Here is a 21,288-nt window from a genome sequence, read left to right as displayed (position 1 = left end):
TAGATGAGTACTGATTTCTGGTCACCTCTTAAGCTTTCTATTGAGATAGCGCTTGTGTCAGGAATAATTGTGATAGTAGCAGGTATTCTATTTGGTAAATGGATGGCAAAACGCGATTTCAAAGGAAAATTAATTCTAGAAACAGTGTTACTTTTACCATTAGTATTACCTCCTACTGTAGTAGGATTTCTTCTAATTATTATTTTTGGCAAAAACAGTGTGCTAGGTAACTTGATTACATGGCTTTTTAATCAACCCGTTATGTTCACATGGTGGGCGGCAGTCATTGCCTCTACTGTTGTTGCATTTCCTTTAATGTATCAATCAGCAAAAACTGGCTTTGAATCTGTTGATGTGGACATCGAGAACGCTGCACGTGTTGATGGTGCTAACAAATGGCAAGTCTTTTTCTTTATTTCTATCCCTCTTGCATTAAAATCAATTGTCTCAGGTGGAATTTTAAGTTTTACACGAGCTTTAGGTGAATTTGGTGCAACCTTAATGTTTGCTGGAAACCTTCCAGGCAAAACGCAAACTACGCCACTTGCTATTTATATGGCGATTGGTTCAGGTAACATGTCACTCGCTTGGTCATGGGTGATTTGTATGATAGGTATTTCCTTCCTTATGCTTCTGAGCGTTCATCTCTTGAGGGCATAAATGAACCAGTGGGAGTTTCTTATCCTACTGATTATTAGTCATCACCAATAGGGCTTTTACAGAATAAATAAAGTAAAAGATGTAGTCGGTTCAAACTAAACTGTACCAACTACATCTTTTCTTTTTACCCTCCACTAATAGGTGGAATAAAGGCGATTGTATCCCCTTCTTTTACAACCGTTGCATCTGTTGCAAATTCCTCATTTACAGCAGTCATGACATGTTGTAAATTAACTTGTGAATATTGCGTTTCCATCCATTCTTTAATTTGTCCTACTGTAAGATTTGACAGGTCTATACATAATTTTGACTCACCGATTAATTCTTGTAAGTGAGCAAATAGTAATATGTTAATCACAAGATTCCTCCTCACTGGTTGATGGATTTCCTTTTGGATAAGGGACATTTTCTAATTGATCACCAATCCATTCAGTCCCGTCTTCCCAATACTCTTTTTTCCAAATAGGTACAATTTGTTTAATACGATCAATAGCAAATTCATTGGCTTCATAGGCTATTTTACGATGCGGTGATGAAACCGCAATTACTACGGCAATATCCGAAATTTCTAAATGACCAACACGATGTGAAATGGCTACTTTCGCTTCTGGCCATCGCTCTTGTATTTCTTTAGATATTTGTTCAAACATTTTAATGGCCATAGATGGATAAGCTTGATATTCCAAATGTAGTGTTTTCTTGCCTTTCGTCATTTCACGTACTGTTCCGATGAAAACAGTGATTGCGCCAGCATTTCGATCTGTTACTTTTTGTCTAACCTCTTCAACATCAATTGGTTTATCAATGATTTCAAACAACGATGTAGTCATGATTTATTCCTCATTTCCTGCATTAGAAATTCTATATATTGTGCTTTTTCTTGAATTGAAAAAGCGGGATAATCTAACGGTTTATTTAGTGGATATGTTGGCCAATAAAGAACACAGACGATATTGGTTACTTTTTGTAGCAAAGATTGATCTTCCGCCCGTCGCAAAAGAACAACCTTTGGATAGTCTTCATTTTTATAACCTTCAATGAAAATGATATCCATATTAAATGTTTCATAAATAGCCAGTATATCAACAAGCTGCCAGTTACTTTGGTGAATGCTCATGCGCAAAGTACCTTCTCCCTCAACTGCTGTCACACTTGCGCCAGCTTTCTCATGACGAACACTATCTTTTGAACTTTCAATCATAGGGATACCACCATGTCCATGATGCTTGATTGATCCTACACGAAAACCTTCTGTAGTGGCTTGTGTAATAAGTTGTTCCATTAACGTTGTCTTTCCACTATTTTGATAGCCTACGATTTGTAAGATTTTTCGATGATGCCCCATGGCCACTCACTTCCTTGCAAATCTTCTAACAATAGGACAACTACTTGCATTCCTTTTTCGTATCCACGTGATCCACCTGGTAATACAATAAAAGAATTGGCTTCTGCTAAGGAAGAAACGGCACTTGATTTATCGAACCCAGAAGGAACTGCAACTAATTGACCGTTTTCGTAAGAAGCATTCGCACGCACAAAACGGGTAAACGGATTCGGTTTTTTAAAGTCCGCATTTAAAACAGCCTGCTCTCTACGTAGATGTGGTTGCTTATTACCAAATGCCGTTCGAATAATAGGTCGTGTAAATAATTCAAAACCAACATAGCAAGCTGATGGATTACCTGAAAGTCCAAATAATAATTGACCATTTCGAGCCGCAACAGTTGTTACACTACCCGGTCGCATTGCTACTTTATTAAATAGTACTTGTGCGTCAATGGCTTCATAAATGGCAGGTAAGTAATCGTAATCACCTACTGATACTCCTCCTGTTGTAATCAAGATGTCTACTTCCTGAAGTGCTTTTTCAACAGCTTGAATACATAAATTTAGATCATCGCTAAATTTACCAAAATATTTGACGGTTGCCCCAGCACGTTCAATTTGAGCCATTATCATATATGCATTGCTATTACGAATTTTTCCTGGTTGTAAAGAATCACTCGGTTCTAGTAATTCACTTCCTGTTGCTATAACGCCAACGATTGGTTTACGAAAAACAGGTACTTGATCATAACCAAAAGTAGCAAGTAATGCAACAACACCTGGATTGATGTATTGTCCTTTTTCAATAAGAATTGCGCCTTTTTGAACGTCCTCTCCCTTATAGGAAATATTTGTTCCTGCTTCAAAAGAACGTTTCATCGACATATACCGTTGATTGTCTTCTTCAAATGTATGCGTTAATTCTAGCATAACGACAGCATCACATCCGTTTGGGATAGGAGCTCCTGTCATAATGCGCACCGCTTCTCGATCACCGATTTCTCCCTCAAATACATAGCCCGCGCCAATTTCCCCCACTACTTTAAAGGTTACTGGATTTTCTGAACACGCCTCTTGACTATCGACCGAGCGAATAGCATAACCATCATAAGGTGAACGATCAAAAGCCGGTACATCTTGGTCTGCAGCAACATCTTCTGCTAAAAAACGTCCATGTGCTTGCTGTAGTGAAACGACCTCTTTTTTTTCTTGGAATGCAAACTCCATTACACGTTGAACAGCTTCCCCAACAGCAATTGGTTTTCTTTTTTCTAACATTTTAGAACACTCCTTTATCCGAATAAACGATAATAAATGGTTTTAGCTTTTTGTATATCTTGTACACCGTGAATTACAACTCGTCCATCTTGGAAAATCACTAGTCGATAATCTTCTGCTTGGCAAGATAGTAAATAAGGATTTTGTTGAATATCACCATAGGGGCTAAGTTGAGCAGCGAGTTGATCAAAATTATAGTAAATCGGTTTTGCTGGACGTATTTGAATAGCATCTCGACCACATAATACATTTAACTTTGTTTGATTTTCATATGATAAATACGGATAGGTAGGATTTTTGCCACATGATGGGCAATTATCATTGCGAATTTTTTCTACGTTTATTTCATAGTGTTGATTTTGCCAAACATCAAAAGTTAGATAACTTTTTCTTAATGCTTTTTCATCGCCTACTAAAAACTTTAATACCTCAGCTACTTGATAAGCTGCTACGATTTGAACAGTCGGACTTATAATTCCTACTGTATCGCATGTCATCCCTGTATTAGGCATCGCTGCTAGCAAACAATGTAAACAAGGTGTTTTACCTGGCACAATCGTATAAGTAGCGCCATAACTGCCAACACAAGAACCATAAACCCAAGGAATTTGATATTTTTGTGCAAGATCGTTCATCATAAAGCGAATATCAAAGTTATCCGTTGCATCCACCATAATATCTACATCTGCAAGCAGTGGGATTATTTGCTCTGAACACGCATCAAGAATATATTCGTTAATTTCTACCTCTGAGTTAATGCTTTGTAGTCGTTTTTTTGCAGCGATTACTTTAGGGACTTTTTCTTGCGCATCTTGTTCGGTATATAGTTGTTGTCTTTGTAAATTACTCCACTCTACATAATCACGATCAATAATCGTCAATTTACCGACGCCTGCCCTTACAAGAGCCTCTGCACTAGCACTGCCTAAAGCACCAACTCCTATCATCAGGACATGCTTTTGTTTTAGTAGTAGCTGCCCGTTTTCTCCGATTGGGCTGAATAATTGTTGTCTAGAATATCTATTATGCATAAACGCTTTTGCCTTTCTTTCTATGAATTTTAGTTTGACCTTTTAATTTATAGCTTTATAATAAAAGCAATGTTTTTCAGCAAAAACAAAAATCAACTCTATAAAAGGAGGTCTTTTACCTTGCATCCTACACATAGTCAACTTCCTATACGAGCTGCCATTTTAACTGTGAGCGATACACGCACGAAGGTGGATGATCGTGGTGGTCAGCGTATTCAATCATTACTTCAAGAAGCGTCATTTGAATTAGCAGACTATCAAATGTCAAAAGATGAACCGCTTGAAATCTCTAACCACGTACAAAAATGGTGCGATGATCCTGCTATTAATACCATTATCGTAACAGGAGGAACAGGATTTACACCGAGAGATCAAACTTACGACACGATTCTCCCTCTTTTCGAAAAAGAAATGATGGGCTTTGGTGAATTATTTCGAACATTAAGCTATGAAGAAATCGGCCCAAGAGCCATGTTTAGTCGTGCAACAGCGGGTAGTCGCAATAAAACGGCTATCTATGTGCTACCAGGTTCCACTAATGCCGTGACACTCGCCATGACAAAACTGATTCTTCCTACTGTGCAACATTTTGTCGGTGAGTTGAATCGCATATGAAAATGGCTGGTGTTGTCTTAGCTGGCGGTCAATCTTCTAGGTATGGTCAACCGAAAATGTTTGAATTATTTGCTGGTCTACCTTTATATAAGCACAGTCTCCTAGCCTTACAAAAAAATCAACTACAGCCTTTAATTATTGCTACAAATGCTAGCTTGCAATCAAAGTTTGTAGAAGAAAATGTCCAATGGATCATTGAAAAACAGCCTCATCAAGGACCTCTGTTTGCCTTGCATAACATAATGACAAATTTCCCGGAAGTAGAGTGGTTTTTCGTAATAGCAAGTGACATGCCTTTTATTAATGCAGAATTTGTCCAAACTATGCTAACATTTATCGATGATCGTTATGATGCGATTGTTCCTAAACAAGTTTCAAGATTACAACCGCTTGCTGCTTTATATCGACGCAGCGCTTTACCTAAAGCACAGCAATTAGTCCAACAAAACAAGCGAAGTATGAAAGTCTTGTTAGAGCAACTTCAAGTATGTTATGTACCATTTGAAGAAGACAGCTCCACATTTATCAATATCAATTCCCAACAAGATTGGCTACAAACATCTGAAAGGAAGTCTAATAATGAGTAATTTTACACACTGGAATGAAGAAGGTCGTCCCAAAATGGTCGACATTTCAGATAAAACAATCACAAACCGTACAGCGATTGCTCGTAGTACAATCACGTTATCCGATGAAGTCTATCAAGCTATCCAACAGGGAGGCATTAAAAAAGGCGATCCTACGCAAGTGGCACAAATTGCTGGGATTATAGGTGCTAAAAAAACTGCTGATATTATCCCAATGTGCCATCCTATTATGTTACAAGGAACAGATCTTCAGTTTGAATATACAAAGGCAGAAGTTGGTTACGAACTACACATTCAAGCTACAGTAAAATGTAGTGGCAAAACAGGTGTCGAAATGGAAGCACTAACTGCTGTATCCATTGCCGCACTAACTTTTTATGATATGTGTAAAGCCGTCGACAAATCTATGGTGATTAAAGAAACATACCTCGTTCAAAAAACGGGCGGAAAAAGTGGCGACTTTGTGCATAAATAAACATCAAATCAATTTCGCCGTGGCGTAATTTCGTCCGGATTTTGAATTGTGCTAGCACAATTCAAAATCCGTGACATCCGCCAGAGGCTTTATCTTCATTCAGCAGGTGTCTTTTGTACCGAAAGCGTAGCGACAGGTACAGGTACTTAGACACCCACTGAAAAAGAAATCTCATACGCATCCATATCACCCATATCACCACCTTCTAGGGCAGTAGCTTTCTGCTGAATGAAGATAAAAACGGCATTATTTTGCCGTTTTTTTTCTGTTCCTAACATAGTCACTAATACTAACAAGCAAGCACCAACTGATACACTCTAATTTCGTCTACCCACCGATATGTGACATTTCGATTTTTGAGTTTTTCCTTTTTTCCATCGTTTGTTCATTTCGTTCATCGGAATAGCGATCTGTTCTATTTTCCCAAACATTCGAAATGTGTTGGGTGATAGTTTCATCATCTTCCCCAGACCTTAACAAATCTCGTAGATTCGTTCCCTCTGTTGCAAATAAACACGTATATAATGTTCCTTCTGCCGAAATACGGGCACGCGAACAAGTGGAGCAGAAAGAATCTGTTACAGATGATATCACGCCAATTTCGCCTCGAGCATCCTCATATTGATAACGTGTAGCCACTTCCCCTTTATAATTAGGATCAACAGGATGCAAAGGGGAAAATTGGTGGACCTGGTCAATAATTTCTTTCTTCGGCACAACTTCATCCAGCTGCCAACCATTCGAATTACCGACATCCATATATTCAATAAAGCGAAGAATATGCTGTTTCTCTTTAAAATATTCTGCCATCGAAACGATATCTTGCTCATTTTTCCCTTTTTGGACGACCATATTGATTTTCACTTGTAAACCCGCTTCTGCCGCTTTTTCTATACCTTCTAATACCGTTTTCACTTTTCCTCGATGGCCATTCATCTCGAAAAATCGTTCCTCATTTAGAGAATCTAGACTAACAGCTACTCGTGATAAACCTGCTCTCGCCAATTCATTGGCATATTTTTTCAACAAAGTGCCATTAGTCGTTAAAGCAATATCTTCTACCCCATCTATGCGATGTATACGTTCAATTAATGTCGGTAGATCACGACGTAATAAAGGCTCACCACCAGTAATGCGTACTTTTTTCACCCCTAATGAAACGAAAATCTTTACTAATCGTTCGATTTCTTCAAAGCTCAATATTTTATCGGACGGTAAAAAAGCATAATCTGGACCAAATACTTCTGCAGGCATGCAATATTGACAACGAAAATTACAACGGTCTGTTACTGATATCCTTAAATCTCTTAATGGTCTGTGTAGTTGGTCTTGTAGATTAGTAATTTTAATCTCTTCCTTTCATTTTATTGGTAGGCAAGTGAATACGTTCTTTGTGTGTATAAATATTAAGTGTATTTTGGCGAATAAAACCTACCGTCGTAATACCGAGTTGCTCTGCCAATTGCAATGCTAATTCTGTTGGCGCTGATTTAGACAGAACAATTTCACAGCCAATTTTCGATACTTTAAGTAAAATTTCAGATGAAATCCTTCCGCTAAATACGATAATTTTGTCCTGAATGCTAATTTTGTTTTTTAGGCAATAGCCATAAATTTTATCTAACGCATTATGGCGCCCAATATCCATTCTACTTAATAAAACACCATTCGCATCACATAGCGCTGCGTTATGAACACCACCGGTCTGTTTGAATGTTTCAGCCAAATCTTGCATATCGCGCATTAAACGAAAACAATCATCTGTTGTAATACGCACATGAATGCCTTCCATTTTTTTAGCTACTAGTGCATCATTAGCAAAAACAAAACCTTGGCGGCTCATGCCACAACAAGAAGTAATGTAACGTTTATTTTGAATCTGTTGAAAGTAAGGATTCACACGCTTTGTTTTAACATGCACAAAACCTTCTTTTTCTTGGTGCCAAATTTTTTCAATATCTTCGTAATTGCGTATAATTCGTTCAGAAGCCAAATATCCAATAACCATATCTTCTACATACTCTGGTGTGCAAACCATTGTCACAAATTCTTCCTCATTAATCTTCACTGTGACAGCGTATTCTGTGACAACAGTATCTTCTATTTCCTTGATTTGATTACCTTCAACACGTATTATCTCTCTTACTACTGCGCGTTCCATATGGCATCCCCTTTATTCACTAATATTATCTTCAAAAACAAAGACAGAAATAGCAAAATCTTCTTCAATTTTGATATCTGAAAATAAATGGAGTAACTTAGTGCCCATCAGTTCTTCCATGCCTTCCGGTGGTGATTTAGTATACAAATCTTGAATCATTCTTGTACGTGCAGCATGAACCATTTTTAACCCTTCAGGCGTACTCGCAATAAATTTTTCTGTCGGTGTGATATTACCATATAAAGTTGAGACAGCCATGTTCTCTACGAAAACAGTATGAATACGCTCTGGTCCTTTTCCAAATATATCTTTGCGTAGTTTTCGAATAATGTCGTTGAACTCATGCACTTTTTTTGACATTTTAACGATTCTCCCAACGTAATTAATCTTTTTATCCTATGTTCATGGGGGTCACCCTTACAGTTTGTTAATAATATAGCAACTTAAATAAAAATTAAAGAGAAAATATCCGATGATAATTATTCTCAATCAATAATTTTTATTATTATTATTGTCCATTTTAGCTGAAAAGGCTATAATAATTGGTATTACATATGGAATAAAAGTATTTTGATTCCTATGTCATGGTTTCATACAAATAAGTTTGAACTATAGGCATGGTGGTTTTAATATTTAAATTCTATAGTTATATTGAATAAAAAATAAAAGTTGATTGAATTTTTAGCAAGTCCTGTTAAGAATTTTATCCACCATGAATAAATAGCATGTTTTAACGTGCCTTTTCATGGTGGATTTTTTTATTTTTGAGCAATATCAACATCGACAACTCGTAATAAATTTTTCTTCATCTAAGTTGGTGTAGAAGTTGGACAAATTGGGAAATGACATTATAACAAGACAATTTTTTTATAATAACAAGACAATTAAAATAAAAAAACTCGTAATTCTATTCCCGATTTATCCTAAGTATTAACTTGTTGTCATATAAGTCTCAAAGAGCAAAAGGAGGAAAATACCTTGACTACAATTAAAATTAATGGCCAACCGTATGATGTAGCAGAGGGAGCTACAATACTTGATACCATTAATCAAAATGGCATCGCCCATCCACAAATTTGTCATGTACCATCTGTTGATCCTATCGAAACTTGTGATACATGTATCGTCGAAGTGAATGGACAATTAGTTCGCTCTTGTTCAACAAAAGCAGTAAACGGCATGGATATCCAACTTACTTCTGATAAAGCGAAAGCTGCACAAACAGAAGCGATGGATCGTTTACTAGAAAATCATTTGCTGTACTGTACAGTTTGTGATAATAACAACGGAAATTGTACATTACACAACACAGCAGAATTAATGGAAATTGAACATCAAAAATATCCTTATCAACCAAAAGTTGAACCACACGAAGTAGACATGTCTCACCCGTTTTATCGATATGATCCAAACCAATGTATCGCATGTGGACAATGTGTAGAGGTTTGTCAAAACCTTCAAGTTAATGAAACATTATCTCTTGACTGGGAAGCTGAAAGACCAAAAGTAATTTGGGATGAAGGCGTTGCCATTAACGATTCTTCATGTGTAGGCTGTGGACAATGTGTAACTGTTTGTCCATGTAATGCCTTAATGGAAAAATCAATGCTTGGTGAAGCTGGTTTTATGACTGGGCTTAAACAAGAAACATTAGATCCGATGATTAACTTAATTAAGGAAGTCGAACCTGGGTATAGCGGTATCTTTGCTGTTTCCGAAGTCGAAGCTGCTATGCGTAGTAAACGTACTAAAAAAACAAAAACAGTTTGTACTTTCTGTGGTGTAGGTTGTTCGTTTGAAGTTTGGACAAAAGGTCGCAAAATTTTAAAAGTGCAACCTTCTGACGGTCCTGTAAATGCTATTTCTACTTGTGTAAAAGGAAAATTCGGCTGGGACTTCATCAACTCTGAAGAACGAATTACAAAACCATTAATTCGTAAAAATGATGCATTTGTTGAATCTTCATGGGATGAAGCTCTTGACTTAATTGCTACTAAACTAGGTGGTATTCAAAAAGAATATGGCTCTGGTTCTGTCGGCTTTATTTCTTCTTCAAAAATTACTAACGAAGAAAACTACTTAATTCAAAAAATGGCGCGTCAATTATTCGAAACAAACGATGTCGATAACTGTTCACGCTATTGTCAATCTCCAGCTACAGATGGCCTACTACGCACAGTTGGTATAGGTGGCGACGCTGGAACGATCAAAGATATCGCAAAAGCTGGCCTTGTCATTATTGTTGGGGCAAACCCTGCAGAAGGTCATCCGGTTTTAGCAACTCGCGTAAAACGTGCCCATAAATTACACGGTCAAAAATTAATTGTTGCCGACGTTCGTAAACATGAAATGGCTGAGCGTTCTGATATCTTCATGCGTCCAAAGCAAGGTACAGACCAAGTATGGTTAATGGCTGTTACAAAATACATGATCGATCAAGGTTGGCATGATGAAGCCTTCATTAAAGAGAACGTGCACTTCTTTGATGATTTTAAAGATGTACTTGAAACATACACACTAGAATATGCAGAAAAAGAAACGGGCATTTCAAAAGAAACGTTGATAAATGTTGCTGAAATGATTCGTGATGCTGACGGTACATGTGTACTTTGGGGTATGGGTGTTACACAAAATACAGGTGGCTCATATACATCAGCTGCAATTTCTAACCTACTTCTAGCTACTGGTAACTATCGTCGTCCAGGTGCAGGTGCCTACCCTCTTCGTGGTCACAACAATGTTCAAGGTGCTTGTGATATGGGGACACTACCAAATCTATTACCAGGTAATCAAAAAGTAGTAGACGACGAGGCACGTAAGAAATTTGAAGAAGCATATGGTGTGAAAATCAAACCTGAACCAGGTCGTACGAATATGGCAATGTTAGATGCTATCATGGAAGGTAAAATGAAAGCAATGTATTTAGTTGGGGAAGATATGGCACTTGTAGATTGCGATGCTAACCATGTAGATAAAGTACTTTCACAATTAGACTTCTTTGTTGTACAAGATTGCTTCCTTTCACGTACAGCACAATATGCGGATGTTATTTTACCAGCAGCACCTTCTCTTGAAAAAGAAGGTACTTTCACGAATACAGAGCGTCGTGTGCAACGACTATATCAAGTATTACCAACACTTGGTGAATCAAAAGCCGATTGGGAAATCCTTCAATTAGTAGCACGTCGCCTAGGTGCTGACTGGAATTACAGTCACCCAAGTGAAATCTTTGCTGAAATGGCTAGTCTTGCTCCATTCTTCTCGCAAGCGAACTATGATGTATTAGAAAATTGGGGTAGCTTCTGTTGGGGTAGCCATGATGGTAAAGACACACCTTTACTATATGAGGATGGCTTTAACTTCCCTGACAAAAAAGCTCGTTTTGCTTTAAATGATTGGATCAGACCGGTTGAATACGAAGCGCAATATGATTGCCATATTAACAACGGTCGTATGCTTGAACACTTCCATGAAGGTAATATGACAAACAAATCAAAAGGTATTCAATCGAAAGTACCTGAAATTTTTGTTGAAGTATCACCAGAACTAGCAAAAGAACGCGGCATTGAAGATGGAGCTCTTCTTCGTTTAGTGTCTCCTCAAGGAGCATTAAAATTAAACGCCTTAGTAACAGATCGCGTACAAGGAAATGAACTTTTCTTACCTATGAACTCTGTTAGCAAAGATTCAGCGATTAATTTCTTAACGGGCCCTGCTGGAGATATCAATACATCGACACCGGCGTACAAACAAACAAAAGTACGCGTAGAAGTATTGAAACAAAAAGGAAAATCACCACTTCCTAGAACAAACCCGCGTTATAAAAAACGTCATCCACAAAATGGTGTTGAGGTACAACGTAAATGGAATCGTCCTGGCTACGTTCACTTAACAACTAACGAAAGGGAGTGAGTTCATGGCTGCACCAATTACGACAATTCATAAAGCGCAAGTAACAGAAGAACAACTAAAAGAAGAAAAGCTAGAGAATTTAAAGCAGCTTCTTTCTGAGAATGAAGAAATGGTTAACCAGGTCTTTACGATCATGGCAGAATTAAATGATATTGGAGCGCTAGAAGCAGCTACGAAACTACTTGAAGCAAAAGAGGATGTTGCACATATTGCTCTTGGTCAATTAACTCGTAAGCCTGTTACGAATATCATCAACAACTTAATGGGTGTTGCGGGAGCATTAACCGAACTGAACCCAGAAACAACAACAAAGCTGATTGAAGGCTTAAATTCAGGCTTAGATGAAGCGAACAAAGCTGTTGAATCTGATGAAAAAGTTAGTGCTTTTAAGCTGTTCAAAATGCTAAACGATCCCGATGTTAATCGTGCTGTAAATTTTGGCGCTCACTTCTTAAAAGGGCTTGGCAAAGGCCTAAAATAGGAAGGTGGATTCTGATATGCTAACGAACGAACACATTTTAAAAACTTTACAGAAAATCGATGACCCAGAACTTCATAAAAGCATCGTTGACTTGAATATGGTACGAAATATTCAAGTCAACGGTACGGATATCTCACTTGATATTATCTTGACTATTCAAGGATGTCCTTTGAAAGCCAAAATCCAACAAGATATTGAAGAAGCGTTGAAAGCGATCGGTGCATCAAAAGTCTTCATTAAATTTGGTTCTATGACGGACGAAGAACGCCGTAGTTTAACAGCCTCTTTAAAATCAGAAAAAGTTACGGATAAAGGAATGCCTAAAATGCTTCTACCCGATTCTGGTGTCAAATTTATAGCAGTTACCAGTGGTAAAGGTGGCGTGGGTAAATCTACCGTGACGATTAACTTAGCAGTAGCTCTTGCCCGTCTTGGTAAACGTGTAGGTATTTTAGACGCCGACATATACGGATTCAGTATTCCTGCCATGATGAAGGTTCAACAAAAGCCAACAATGATTGACCAAACTGCTATTCCGGTAATAAGTCATGGTGTAAAAATCATGTCGATGGGTTTTTTCACAAACGAAAACCAACCTGTCATGTGGCGTGGCCCAATGCTCAACAAATGGATTCGTAATTTCCTTGTTAATACACATTGGGGTGAATTAGATTATCTCCTTATTGACTTACCACCTGGTACAGGAGATGTAGCCATTGATATGGCAGCAATGATCCCACAAGCGCAGGAAATTATTGTAACAACACCACACCTTGCAGCTTCTCATGTTGCTTCACGTGCAGGTTTGATGGCTCAACATACGAACCACACGATTCTTGGTGTTGTTGAAAACATGGCTTACTTTGAAAATTCAAATGGCGAAAAGAACTATTTATTCGGTCAAGGTGGCGCAGAAAAATTAGCAGATGAGCTTCAGTCAAGTATCATCGCTCAAATTCCATTTGCCCAACCTGAGGAAAATACAGGTTCTTCCGTTTATGACGAAGACTCCATTATCGGTGAGGTATTTACCCACCTTGCAGAAGATATGATATATCAATAAAATGTACCTTTCATCAGTAGGCGGTTTTCTTCATCCCCTACTGATGATTAGAGGCTTTTACGGGCAGTTAATCTCTCAAAGAGCACAAAAATCCTTGTCTCGTTTTTACACGAGACAAGGATTTTTTAATGATATATTTATTCAATAGCCAGCCTTTTTCAAAACCTGCATAAAATAAAAACGGTATGTATTTTTAACAAAAGAATCTAAAGGCAGTCCAACATTCAATTGATACTTTGTAAAAATAAAATAAAAACGCTTATCCCATTTTAACCGTAATAATTCCCCAGCATCTTCACCGTATTTCTCCGTAAATTCCTCAATTAAAGGTTCAATCATATAGTAGCAATAGTCTTTTAAGTTTGCGAGTGCTTCTATATCTTTCTCCTTTTGAAAACGTGTAATCCAATCTACTAATTGTTCGTTCATATTAAAATCCATCTCTCTATATTGAGTTTCTTCCTATTATATTATAACTCTTTTTATAGGTTTTCGCTTCTCTCGTTTCTGAGACATTTGGATGGGTACGTATTTAGATTTTAAATTCAACTGGTATCATTGACTCTGCTAATTTACGAGCCTTTATTATATTCAATCCACTTTTCCATTTCTCTCTCTACAGCTCGATTTTGCCATTCAAACCAAATACCTGAACATTCACTACAGTGACTATCTACCCCACTTTTACTATGCATATCTTTACGTGTAAATATAGTTTTTTTACGACAGCTGTAGCAGAAAACTTCTCTCTCTTTATCAAATTCCATAACTATCAACTCCATCATTTTTACACATATTTCTTTCCGTTTTTTATATAAATTATTCTAATTTACAAAAGAATCTTTACGGAAGGAGAATGGCATTAAAAATGGTTAAGTGAGAAAGTCCACTAAATCCAATAGAGGTTAAGTGCAATAAATTACATTTTCTCAAAAAAGAAAAGCGCCTCAAACCTTGATAATAAAGGTTTTGAAGCTCTTTTCAGTTTGTTTAAACTTGTTCTTTCTGAACCCCGATTTGTCTTCAGAAGTACATAACTTTACAGCGGTATAAATCTCAAAATTTTTATGGATTATTAAAGCTAATCATTACATTAATCCTGCTCAGTCACGACCTGCCTCGTAAAACTTCTGTGCCACCATAGCCGGCCTTGTACGCGTGTCCGTAAAGTGGTCACCATCACCTACAATTAGGCGAAACTGCCCGAGCCGACTAGACATATTCGGATGCCAGCCGTAATTCTCTCCTCGTGGCAATGCGTTGTCTTGGTAGAAATAGACATAGCTTTTGGGCGTAGGTAGCGAGTAGAACGTTTTAAGATCCAGTTTCTCGAAAAGCGGCTTAGCCGGTTCCGGAGTTACGCTTTCATACATCCGTTTAGCTTCCTCCAAAGAGGCCGTATTGACGAACGAATCCCTAAACAGGGAAAACGGCATAAAAATCGTATCGTCCTTCGAGCTGGCTCTGAGCTGCTCAAAACCTTGTATCATTTGGGGCGAGAATTCGTCAGCAACTGATTCTCCGTCTTTCAGTACGAACGCGTCCCAGAAGACCAGTCGCTTAATGCGATCCGGAACCTGTTCTGCAACCTTTTGGATGACTGATCCTCCAAAACTATGCCCGACAAGAACAAAGTTACGTAGATTCCACTTTGTTATAAAATCAACGACAGACTTCGTAATCATCGCATGCGTGACATTTTTATTCGGATCTTCTCCGTGACCTGCGTATTCAGGTGTATAAACGTCATGCCCTCGACTGCGTAACTCTGCGGCTACTCCATCCCAGAAGTGAGCATCAGCCCAAGAACCATGCACAAGCACGAAAGTAAGCCGTTGCTGTGAGGGCAAACGGTGTCTTTCATCTAATTCAGGGGCACCATTGCTCCAGGGCGACCAATAAGGGGCGTAATAATAACTGTTGGACATAGATCTATAATCGCGATAGGGAAATTGAGGATAAGGAAACATGAACTAGACACCCTTTCAATTCGGCATATATTATCAGCTTATGCCCACTGCATTTGAGAAGTTCCCACACTCAAATCACCTAAATGTTGTACAGCTACGTTCATGGCAATAATCGTGATTGCTGTAAGTCTTACTCTGAATTCGTGTATTCACCTAAAATGTTCAATCGAATCTAATCGAAAACCACAAAACAAAAAAACGCTTAAAAACCTTGTATATCAAGCTTTTAAGCGTTTTTCTTTCTTCATAAAATCCAGTATTTTAATATACTGTATTTCATAAAAAAAGCGGTAACAAGCATAACCCCGTTCTAAAATTAGTACGGGGTTTTAAATAGTTGTTTATTTTTTTTCTGTAAGATACTTCACTTTACTTAATAAAATAACAATAAAGTAGTTTATCTAAGTGTTATTCAATAATTGTACCCAATTCTTGATTAAATAAGAAACTCTTTTTTGACTATTGCTGTTATATAAAGGCATACAGCAGGACGCCTAATAAATTTTTAAATTTTCCTCATTAGATGCCGATATTCCGTGGGGCTGGATTTCATATATTTTTTAAACAATCTGCTAAAATAATTGGAATCATGGATACCCACTTGATTAGCAATTTCATGTACGGGAAATTCAGTTTTTTCTAAATAATATAAGGATTTATCAATTCTAAGTTTATTAAAAAAATCAATAACACTGATTCCAACTTCTTTTTTAAAAAGATGGCTAAAATGATATCTGCTTAAATGACAATAATGAGCGATATCGTCTAAAGAAACTTCTTTTTGATGATTCTCTTTCATATAACGTATCGCATGTTTAATAGTGGGTGAAACATCACCAATATATATTTTTTCTACCTGTTCGGTTAACCATTCTGCATAATGACAAACTTTCATAGCAAACTTGTCATATCGGATCATATGATAGAGATCTTGAATCACATTTGCCGTATTGGTCAAAATCGAGACAGGACTTACTCCGACTTCTAACACAATTCTAGACATCATCATAAGAAGATCAATAACCTTTGATTTAAATATATCTTCATTATAGTTATAAATCTCTGCAACTCTATTCATGATTCCTTTCATTTGGGTCACGACTCCTTCTGTGTGCCCGATTCTAACGATCGAAAATAGTTCCGACTTCTCTTTCGTTAAAGGAATCATTAATGATTCAACCATATTTTTTCTCATACCGGTATGAAAAATTAATTTATTCCCTTGAAAAAACCTTCCGGACATTGATTTTTTCGCCTCTTCAAAAGAACAAATGAGGGATATAGGATCATCGTAAAAATTACCAATACCAATCGAAACATGTATGCCATTTTGATCTGAGGTTTTTTGAATCATTTCGGCCAGTAAAAGAACATACCTCTTTCTATCTTGTGGATTTACCTCATGAAAATCCAGTAAAAGGGCAAGAACGCCCTCTTCGATCCATATTCTTAAAAATGGAATAGGTAAGATGGTGTCTAATTCTTCTACAAGCTTTCGTCCAATCTTCATTTTCCATTCAAGCGGTTTTTCCTCAGCTAAATCTGGATAGCGATCCATCGAAACTAAAACAACTACATTAGGCTGAATATTCACGCCGTACATTTCCTGTAAAACTTCAAAAGGTGCCACGTGTACAAAGGTTCCTGAAAGCAATAGTTGTGAAAAAGATATTTGTGTCAGTTCTTCGATCATATTCTAAGCCCCCAAATAGAAAGGAAACTTTTCTACTCGAATGAAGATGAGTAAAAAAGCTTCCATTATTCTTGATGTTCCTACCAATCTAGTTTTCCAATTATCAATTCGACAGTTTTTAGGATTTCACCTTCATGAATAATATTGGTAATAAATTGAATATCCGGATAAAAATATCGATCTTCTTCTACAGTTGGAACTGCACTTCTGATGAGGTCATAAACCTTTTGGCTGACAGGTGAAGGTTGTAAAGGTTGATGAAAATCCAATGCTTGAACAGCCGCCATCAATTCAAGTGCTAAAATATACTCCAGCTTTTTAGAAATTTGATAGGCCTTTTTTGCCGCAAAATAAGCAAAACTGACCACATCCTCTTGATTTGCACTGGTTGGTGTATTATCAACAGTTGCGGGATGAACAAGAACCCTTATTTCATTAAGCAGCCCAGCCGCTGTATACTGTGGAATCATGTAACCGTTATTTAAGCCTGGCTTTGCTACGAGAAAGCTCGGAAGCTCACTTACATGATAGTTGACGAGTCGGTCTAGCCTTCTCTCTGAAACCTTCGCAAGATTAGCCATCGCTATGGCCATCGTATCCGCATAGATACCAACGAATGATCCATCAAAATTTCCAACCATTAGGGCATCCCCCTGATCCTCGGTGATAATGATTGGATTGTCACTTGTTGAGTTCATTTCATTGCTGATGGTTAATTCTGCATCTTTTAAAACCTTTTTTACAGCTCCATGAGCTTGAGGAATACATCTCATGCTATGGGCATCCTGTACTCTGTAATCCTGATATTTTTCAGCAATCTCACTGTGTTCCAGTATTTTTACTATATTTCGTGCTGTGATAGCTTGCTCTTCATGCCTTTTAACTGAATGGATTCTTGGATCAAAGGCTTTAATGGTTCCCTTTAATGCTTCTAGTGACATGGCACCTGCAATATCCGCTGTTTTTACTGCCTGAATACTATTATAAAGAGCTAATGAAGCCAAAGCTGTGACCGAAGTCGATCCACTTGTTAAGGATAATCCTTCCTTGCAGCCCAATGAAACAGGCTGTAAACCAGCTTTTTCTAAAGCTTCATTCCCTGGAATAAGTTCACCATTGTACCATGCTTTTCCTTCCCCCATTAACACTAAGGCCATATGGGCTTCAATAGCTAAATACCCCACCGAGCCTTCTCCAGGGGCAAAAGGAATAATTTGATGATTTAGTAGCGACCTTAAAAGTTCTAAAGTCGCTAACTTTACACCAGAGAAACCATTCCCTAAATTCACCAGAATCATGAATTGGATGGATCTTATCACTTCTTTTTCCAACGGGTCACCGACTGATACTGCATGAGAACGAATAATATTTTTTTGAAGAATCTCGGCATCTTCTGTGGAGATAGTTTCAGTTACGTTACTGCCAAATCCTGTTGTGACCCCGTAAATGACCCGTTCTTCATCTAAAAACTTTTCAATGACCGACCGTGAAAGATTTACCCGTTCAAGGTAATTTTGTGAAAATAAAACCTCGGCATCATATCTAGCAACAGCTATGATTTCATTTATGGAAATAACTTCAGCACCAAGTGTAACTTTTTGTATTTCTTTTGGGTGGATTTTTGATATAGTTGTATTCATTTCCCTTCTCTACTCCCTTCAGTTCCAATGACCAAGAAATAAATGTTAACTACCTACTTCAACACTATTTTCCTCTCTATTTAGGCTAGTGGCAACGTCCAGATTCGGATTACTTGCTTCATTCAAGCCAAGTGATTTCGTTTCTGGTGCCCATGCAATCGAGACAACCGTTCCGATTAATAAGATAACTGACAAGGTTATCATAGATGCAGTCATTCCAAAAGAGCTTACACTAACCGGTAAAAGGAATGTTCCAATTGCTGCACCGATACGGCTTATCGCTGTGACTAACCCAACTCCTGTTCCACGGACTTCGGTTGGGAATAATTCTGCTGGATAAACGAGTGTAAGATTGCCAGCTGCTGCCATTACAAAAGTGAAGATGGCAAACACCATGATAACAAAACCATTTGAACCTGCTGGCATAAGGCTTAAAATAAATAAGGAGATAGTTAGGATAATAAATGAATAAATGGTAAAACCTCTGCGTGAGAGCTTTTCGGTACACCATACACCAGCGATTGCCCCCAAAAGAAGGAATAGATTTAACAGCATATCAACCGTAAAGGTCTCTTCAAAGCCCATTGCTTCTAAAATTGTCGGCAGGAAAGTGAAAATAGCAAAATAAGGAATTACCTGACATGTATAGAATAGACCGCCAAAAGCAGTTCGTTTCCAAAGATGTTTGTTGAAAAGATCCTTTATACCATAATTAGCGGCAGTATTTTGCGAGATATTTTCATCCATTACAGCATTAGGGCCAATATATTTTCTAACAATTTCTTTTGCCTCTTCATTTCTTCCCATTTTCACAAGCCATCTTGGAGATTCAGGAGTTCCAATACGCATAACTAACACAATTACAGCAGGGATCACTGCACTAACAAGCATCCAGCGCCACGAGTCCGGTCCCATCTTTCCAAGATAATATCCTACAACACTGGCAGAGACATAGCCTAATGTCCATATAGCATTTAAGGATGATAATAAAATTCCTCTGTACTTTCTTGGTGAAAATTCTGCGAGTAAAGTAGAACCTACTGCATAATCCCCTCCAAGGGCAACGCCGATTAAGATCCGCAGTATGAAAAGTGTGACTGGATCAGTTACAAAAAATTGCAAAGCTGATGCTACTGTGATAATGACAAAATTAGATAAGTAGATTTTCTGCCTGCCAATTTTATCAGAAAGTCCCCCAAGAAAAAGGCTACCAATGAATAATCCGATTAAGGCTGAGCTTCCAATTAATCCAGTCCAAAATGAACCAAAGTGCATTTGCGGACCAAGGAGGCTAAGAGCCATCCCGATGATTCCAAGTGCATATCCATCAGAAAAATTAGAACCAAATGTAAGTGCTGTGATCCTTATATGAAACTTATTTAGCGGAGCGTCATCCATCCTATATGTTTGTCCATTCATCAGAATTCCCCTCTCTTTTTCTGATTTTTCAGATATTTATATCTAAAAAAAAAACTAAATGACTCAAAAACCTCCCTTTAGTCCTCTATTAAAGCGCTTTCAATCACTCAATTAATAATTTAGTAATTTATTAATCGATTAGTGTGATACAGCGATTATATCTATTTTTAATACATTTGACTCTAGAGGATGTTTCGAAATATTAGCACAATATTGCTATTCGACATGTGTATGTTGAAACAGTAGGTTTCACTTGTATTGAGAGCACATAAATTATGAGAACAATCTCATGCTGAATCTTTCGAATATCCTTTTCACACTTGATTTTGAACACCTTTTGACACAGTAAATCGTCACGTAATGGATATGTTGCGCATTCTTTTGGGCGTGTAAATATTACTGTTGTAAACTGATTTGGCATATCAAAGGTAGCCAAAGATTTTAAATGATTACATGTCTTGGTCGAGAAATATCAAGCCTCATGTGCAAAATGGCCATCTATCCGAAAAAATTCCAGATAGATGGCCATTCGTCGTGCGTATCAATAAGATGCGCTATTTTTTATATTTCTAGCTTACAATTAAATATTTTGATACAACCAATGTTAAACGCTTTTGTTGTTTCCTACGTTCATAAATTATTTGAAATAATATTGATTCAGACCACGTTTTCAGCTATAGGTATTCTCGCTTCTTTTCCTTTTGATGCAAGAGTGGGAATAAAATCGGAATTAGTATGCTTTTCCCTTTTTTTATTTATTACTGTTTCCCGAATTATTTATATTAAATAAAGTACTACCATCTTCACGTCTAAAAAAAACAGGGGAGTTCGATTCAGAACAGACAAGTAGCGTCTTCTCGCTACATTTCCTATCTTTTTCTCGTATTATCAAAAAAAGAAAAAACGCTTCAAACCCCTGATATTAAAGGATTTAAAGCGCTTTTCAGTTGGTTCAAACTTATTCTATCTGAACCCTT

At 37.4% G+C, this 21,288-nt stretch carries 22 protein-coding genes; 7 read left to right on the top strand and 15 right to left on the bottom strand.

Translation table 11 applies throughout. From position 1 onward, the window contains the following. The first annotated feature begins 3 nt into the window (after positions 1-3). Positions 4-660, top strand: a complete 657-nt coding sequence (gene modB, locus ACZ11_RS16385) for a molybdate ABC transporter permease subunit (RefSeq protein WP_049667601.1) — start codon at positions 4-6, stop codon at positions 658-660. Positions 661-784: 124 nt separating this feature from the next. On the opposite strand, the gene moaD is transcribed toward modB, so the two are convergent. From moaD to ACZ11_RS16360, 5 genes are read right to left on the bottom strand one after another with little or no spacing between them, the layout of a single operon-like run. Continuing rightward, positions 785-1,018 carry a molybdopterin converting factor subunit 1 gene (gene moaD / locus ACZ11_RS16380; protein WP_049667600.1) on the bottom strand — a complete coding sequence of 78 codons (234 nt, stop codon included), beginning with the start codon at positions 1,016-1,018 and terminating at the stop codon, positions 785-787. Then, complete coding sequence (locus ACZ11_RS16375; RefSeq protein WP_049667599.1) at positions 1,011-1,490, bottom strand: molybdenum cofactor biosynthesis protein MoaE; 480 nt, start codon at positions 1,488-1,490, stop codon at positions 1,011-1,013. Before ACZ11_RS16375 ends, moaD begins: the two co-directional genes overlap by 8 nt. Next, entirely contained in the window at positions 1,487-2,011 is a 525-nt protein-coding gene (gene mobB, locus ACZ11_RS16370) for a molybdopterin-guanine dinucleotide biosynthesis protein B (protein ID WP_169776088.1), read from the bottom strand. The genes ACZ11_RS16375 and mobB overlap by 4 nt, the downstream gene beginning before the upstream one ends. Then, on the bottom strand, positions 1,972-3,264 hold the full coding sequence (locus ACZ11_RS16365; protein WP_049667597.1) for a molybdopterin molybdotransferase MoeA: 1,293 nt from the start codon (positions 3,262-3,264) through the stop codon (positions 1,972-1,974). The genes mobB and ACZ11_RS16365 overlap by 40 nt, the downstream gene beginning before the upstream one ends. Before the next feature lie 14 nt (positions 3,265-3,278). Beyond that, positions 3,279-4,295, bottom strand: a complete 1,017-nt coding sequence (locus ACZ11_RS16360; protein WP_049667596.1) for a thiazole biosynthesis adenylyltransferase ThiF — start codon at positions 4,293-4,295, stop codon at positions 3,279-3,281. A gap of 120 nt (positions 4,296-4,415) precedes the next feature. Here ACZ11_RS16360 and ACZ11_RS16355 point away from each other — a divergent pair, with 120 nt between their 5' ends. The 3 genes from ACZ11_RS16355 to moaC are packed head-to-tail and all read left to right on the top strand — an operon-like array spanning position 4,416 to position 5,972. Continuing rightward, complete coding sequence (locus tag ACZ11_RS16355) at positions 4,416-4,910, top strand: MogA/MoaB family molybdenum cofactor biosynthesis protein (RefSeq protein ID WP_049667595.1); 495 nt, start codon at positions 4,416-4,418, stop codon at positions 4,908-4,910. Beyond that, a complete protein-coding gene (gene mobA, locus ACZ11_RS16350; protein WP_049667594.1) occupies positions 4,907-5,497 on the top strand; it encodes a molybdenum cofactor guanylyltransferase in 591 nt (196 codons plus the stop codon). The genes ACZ11_RS16355 and mobA overlap by 4 nt, the downstream gene beginning before the upstream one ends. Then, a complete protein-coding gene (moaC, locus tag ACZ11_RS16345) occupies positions 5,490-5,972 on the top strand; it encodes a cyclic pyranopterin monophosphate synthase MoaC (protein ID WP_049667593.1) in 483 nt (160 codons plus the stop codon). Before mobA ends, moaC begins: the two co-directional genes overlap by 8 nt. Before the next feature lie 146 nt (positions 5,973-6,118). On the opposite strand, the gene ACZ11_RS26385 is transcribed toward moaC, so the two are convergent. The 4 genes from ACZ11_RS26385 to ACZ11_RS16330 are packed head-to-tail and all read right to left on the bottom strand — an operon-like array spanning position 6,119 to position 8,493. Continuing rightward, positions 6,119-6,268, bottom strand: a complete 150-nt coding sequence (locus ACZ11_RS26385; protein ID WP_161804474.1) for a hypothetical protein — start codon at positions 6,266-6,268, stop codon at positions 6,119-6,121. Positions 6,269-6,299: 31 nt separating this feature from the next. Then, on the bottom strand, positions 6,300-7,316 hold the full coding sequence (moaA, locus tag ACZ11_RS16340; protein ID WP_082172828.1) for a GTP 3',8-cyclase MoaA: 1,017 nt from the start codon (positions 7,314-7,316) through the stop codon (positions 6,300-6,302). 1 nt (position 7,317) lies between these two features. Further along, positions 7,318-8,133 (bottom strand): formate dehydrogenase accessory sulfurtransferase FdhD, encoded by an 816-nt coding sequence (gene fdhD / locus ACZ11_RS16335; protein ID WP_049667591.1) that lies wholly within the window; start codon positions 8,131-8,133, stop codon positions 7,318-7,320. Between the two features lie 12 nt (positions 8,134-8,145). Further along, positions 8,146-8,493: a DUF2294 domain-containing protein gene (locus ACZ11_RS16330; protein WP_049667590.1), complete on the bottom strand. Its 348-nt coding sequence runs from the start codon at positions 8,491-8,493 to the stop codon at positions 8,146-8,148. Positions 8,494-9,111: 618 nt separating this feature from the next. Here ACZ11_RS16330 and fdhF point away from each other — a divergent pair. Genes fdhF through ACZ11_RS16315 form a run of 3 tightly spaced genes read left to right on the top strand, consistent with a single transcriptional unit; the run spans position 9,112 to position 13,589 of the window. Continuing rightward, positions 9,112-12,045, top strand: coding sequence for a formate dehydrogenase subunit alpha (gene fdhF / locus ACZ11_RS16325; RefSeq protein WP_049667589.1), 2,934 nt, complete (start codon positions 9,112-9,114; stop codon positions 12,043-12,045). A 4-nt stretch (positions 12,046-12,049) separates the two neighbouring features. Then, positions 12,050-12,526, top strand: a complete 477-nt coding sequence (locus ACZ11_RS16320; RefSeq protein WP_049667588.1) for a DUF1641 domain-containing protein — start codon at positions 12,050-12,052, stop codon at positions 12,524-12,526. Positions 12,527-12,542: 16 nt separating this feature from the next. After that, the gene (locus tag ACZ11_RS16315) at positions 12,543-13,589 is read left to right on the top strand and encodes an Mrp/NBP35 family ATP-binding protein (RefSeq protein WP_049667587.1); all 1,047 of its coding nucleotides are present in this window, start codon (positions 12,543-12,545) and stop codon (positions 13,587-13,589) included. A gap of 141 nt (positions 13,590-13,730) precedes the next feature. Here ACZ11_RS16315 and ACZ11_RS16310 read toward each other — a convergent pair whose 3' ends face one another. The 6 genes from ACZ11_RS16310 to ACZ11_RS16285 form a co-directional block, all read right to left on the bottom strand. Continuing rightward, on the bottom strand, positions 13,731-14,018 hold the full coding sequence (locus ACZ11_RS16310) for a hypothetical protein (RefSeq protein WP_049667586.1): 288 nt from the start codon (positions 14,016-14,018) through the stop codon (positions 13,731-13,733). A gap of 143 nt (positions 14,019-14,161) precedes the next feature. Then, a complete protein-coding gene (locus tag ACZ11_RS16305) occupies positions 14,162-14,356 on the bottom strand; it encodes a hypothetical protein (protein ID WP_049667585.1) in 195 nt (64 codons plus the stop codon). 336 nt (positions 14,357-14,692) lie between these two features. Next, complete coding sequence (locus ACZ11_RS16300; RefSeq protein ID WP_082172827.1) at positions 14,693-15,559, bottom strand: alpha/beta hydrolase; 867 nt, start codon at positions 15,557-15,559, stop codon at positions 14,693-14,695. Between the two features lie 505 nt (positions 15,560-16,064). Then, a complete protein-coding gene (locus ACZ11_RS16295; RefSeq protein WP_049667584.1) occupies positions 16,065-17,252 on the bottom strand; it encodes a helix-turn-helix transcriptional regulator in 1,188 nt (395 codons plus the stop codon). 80 nt (positions 17,253-17,332) lie between these two features. Further along, entirely contained in the window at positions 17,333-18,892 is a 1,560-nt protein-coding gene (locus tag ACZ11_RS16290) for an HAL/PAL/TAL family ammonia-lyase (RefSeq protein ID WP_049667583.1), read from the bottom strand. A gap of 45 nt (positions 18,893-18,937) precedes the next feature. Continuing rightward, a complete protein-coding gene (locus ACZ11_RS16285) occupies positions 18,938-20,311 on the bottom strand; it encodes an MFS transporter (protein WP_049667582.1) in 1,374 nt (457 codons plus the stop codon). Between the last annotated feature and the right edge of the window lie 977 nt (positions 20,312-21,288).

The organism is Lysinibacillus xylanilyticus, from assembly GCF_001183605.1.
Classification (GTDB): Bacteria; Bacillota; Bacilli; order Bacillales_A; family Planococcaceae; genus Lysinibacillus; species Lysinibacillus xylanilyticus.
Note: the sequence above shows the minus strand (reverse complement) of the source record. Positions and strands in the feature narration are given on the sequence as shown.

What these genes read in the sequence shown, in the direction of transcription:
- moaC (WP_049667593.1), top strand. Translation starts at nt 5,490, where the DNA reads ATGAGTAATTTTACACACTGGAATGAAGAAGGTCGTCCCAAAATGGTC.
- ACZ11_RS16285 (WP_049667582.1), bottom strand. Translation starts at nt 20,311, where the DNA reads ATGAATGGACAAACATATAGGATGGATGACGCTCCGCTAAATAAGTTT.
- ACZ11_RS16320 (WP_049667588.1), top strand. Translation starts at nt 12,050, where the DNA reads ATGGCTGCACCAATTACGACAATTCATAAAGCGCAAGTAACAGAAGAA.
- ACZ11_RS16330 (WP_049667590.1), bottom strand. Translation starts at nt 8,493, where the DNA reads ATGTCAAAAAAAGTGCATGAGTTCAACGACATTATTCGAAAACTACGC.
- ACZ11_RS16360 (WP_049667596.1), bottom strand. Translation starts at nt 4,295, where the DNA reads ATGCATAATAGATATTCTAGACAACAATTATTCAGCCCAATCGGAGAA.
- ACZ11_RS16305 (WP_049667585.1), bottom strand. Translation starts at nt 14,356, where the DNA reads ATGGAATTTGATAAAGAGAGAGAAGTTTTCTGCTACAGCTGTCGTAAA.
- ACZ11_RS16300 (WP_082172827.1), bottom strand. Translation starts at nt 15,559, where the DNA reads ATGTTTCCTTATCCTCAATTTCCCTATCGCGATTATAGATCTATGTCC.
- ACZ11_RS16315 (WP_049667587.1), top strand. Translation starts at nt 12,543, where the DNA reads ATGCTAACGAACGAACACATTTTAAAAACTTTACAGAAAATCGATGAC.
- mobA (WP_049667594.1), top strand. Translation starts at nt 4,907, where the DNA reads ATGAAAATGGCTGGTGTTGTCTTAGCTGGCGGTCAATCTTCTAGGTAT.
- ACZ11_RS16375 (WP_049667599.1), bottom strand. Translation starts at nt 1,490, where the DNA reads ATGACTACATCGTTGTTTGAAATCATTGATAAACCAATTGATGTTGAA.
- fdhD (WP_049667591.1), bottom strand. Translation starts at nt 8,133, where the DNA reads ATGGAACGCGCAGTAGTAAGAGAGATAATACGTGTTGAAGGTAATCAA.
- ACZ11_RS16290 (WP_049667583.1), bottom strand. Translation starts at nt 18,892, where the DNA reads ATGAATACAACTATATCAAAAATCCACCCAAAAGAAATACAAAAAGTT.
- ACZ11_RS16365 (WP_049667597.1), bottom strand. Translation starts at nt 3,264, where the DNA reads ATGTTAGAAAAAAGAAAACCAATTGCTGTTGGGGAAGCTGTTCAACGT.
- ACZ11_RS16310 (WP_049667586.1), bottom strand. Translation starts at nt 14,018, where the DNA reads ATGAACGAACAATTAGTAGATTGGATTACACGTTTTCAAAAGGAGAAA.
- modB (WP_049667601.1), top strand. Translation starts at nt 4, where the DNA reads ATGAGTACTGATTTCTGGTCACCTCTTAAGCTTTCTATTGAGATAGCG.
- ACZ11_RS16295 (WP_049667584.1), bottom strand. Translation starts at nt 17,252, where the DNA reads ATGATCGAAGAACTGACACAAATATCTTTTTCACAACTATTGCTTTCA.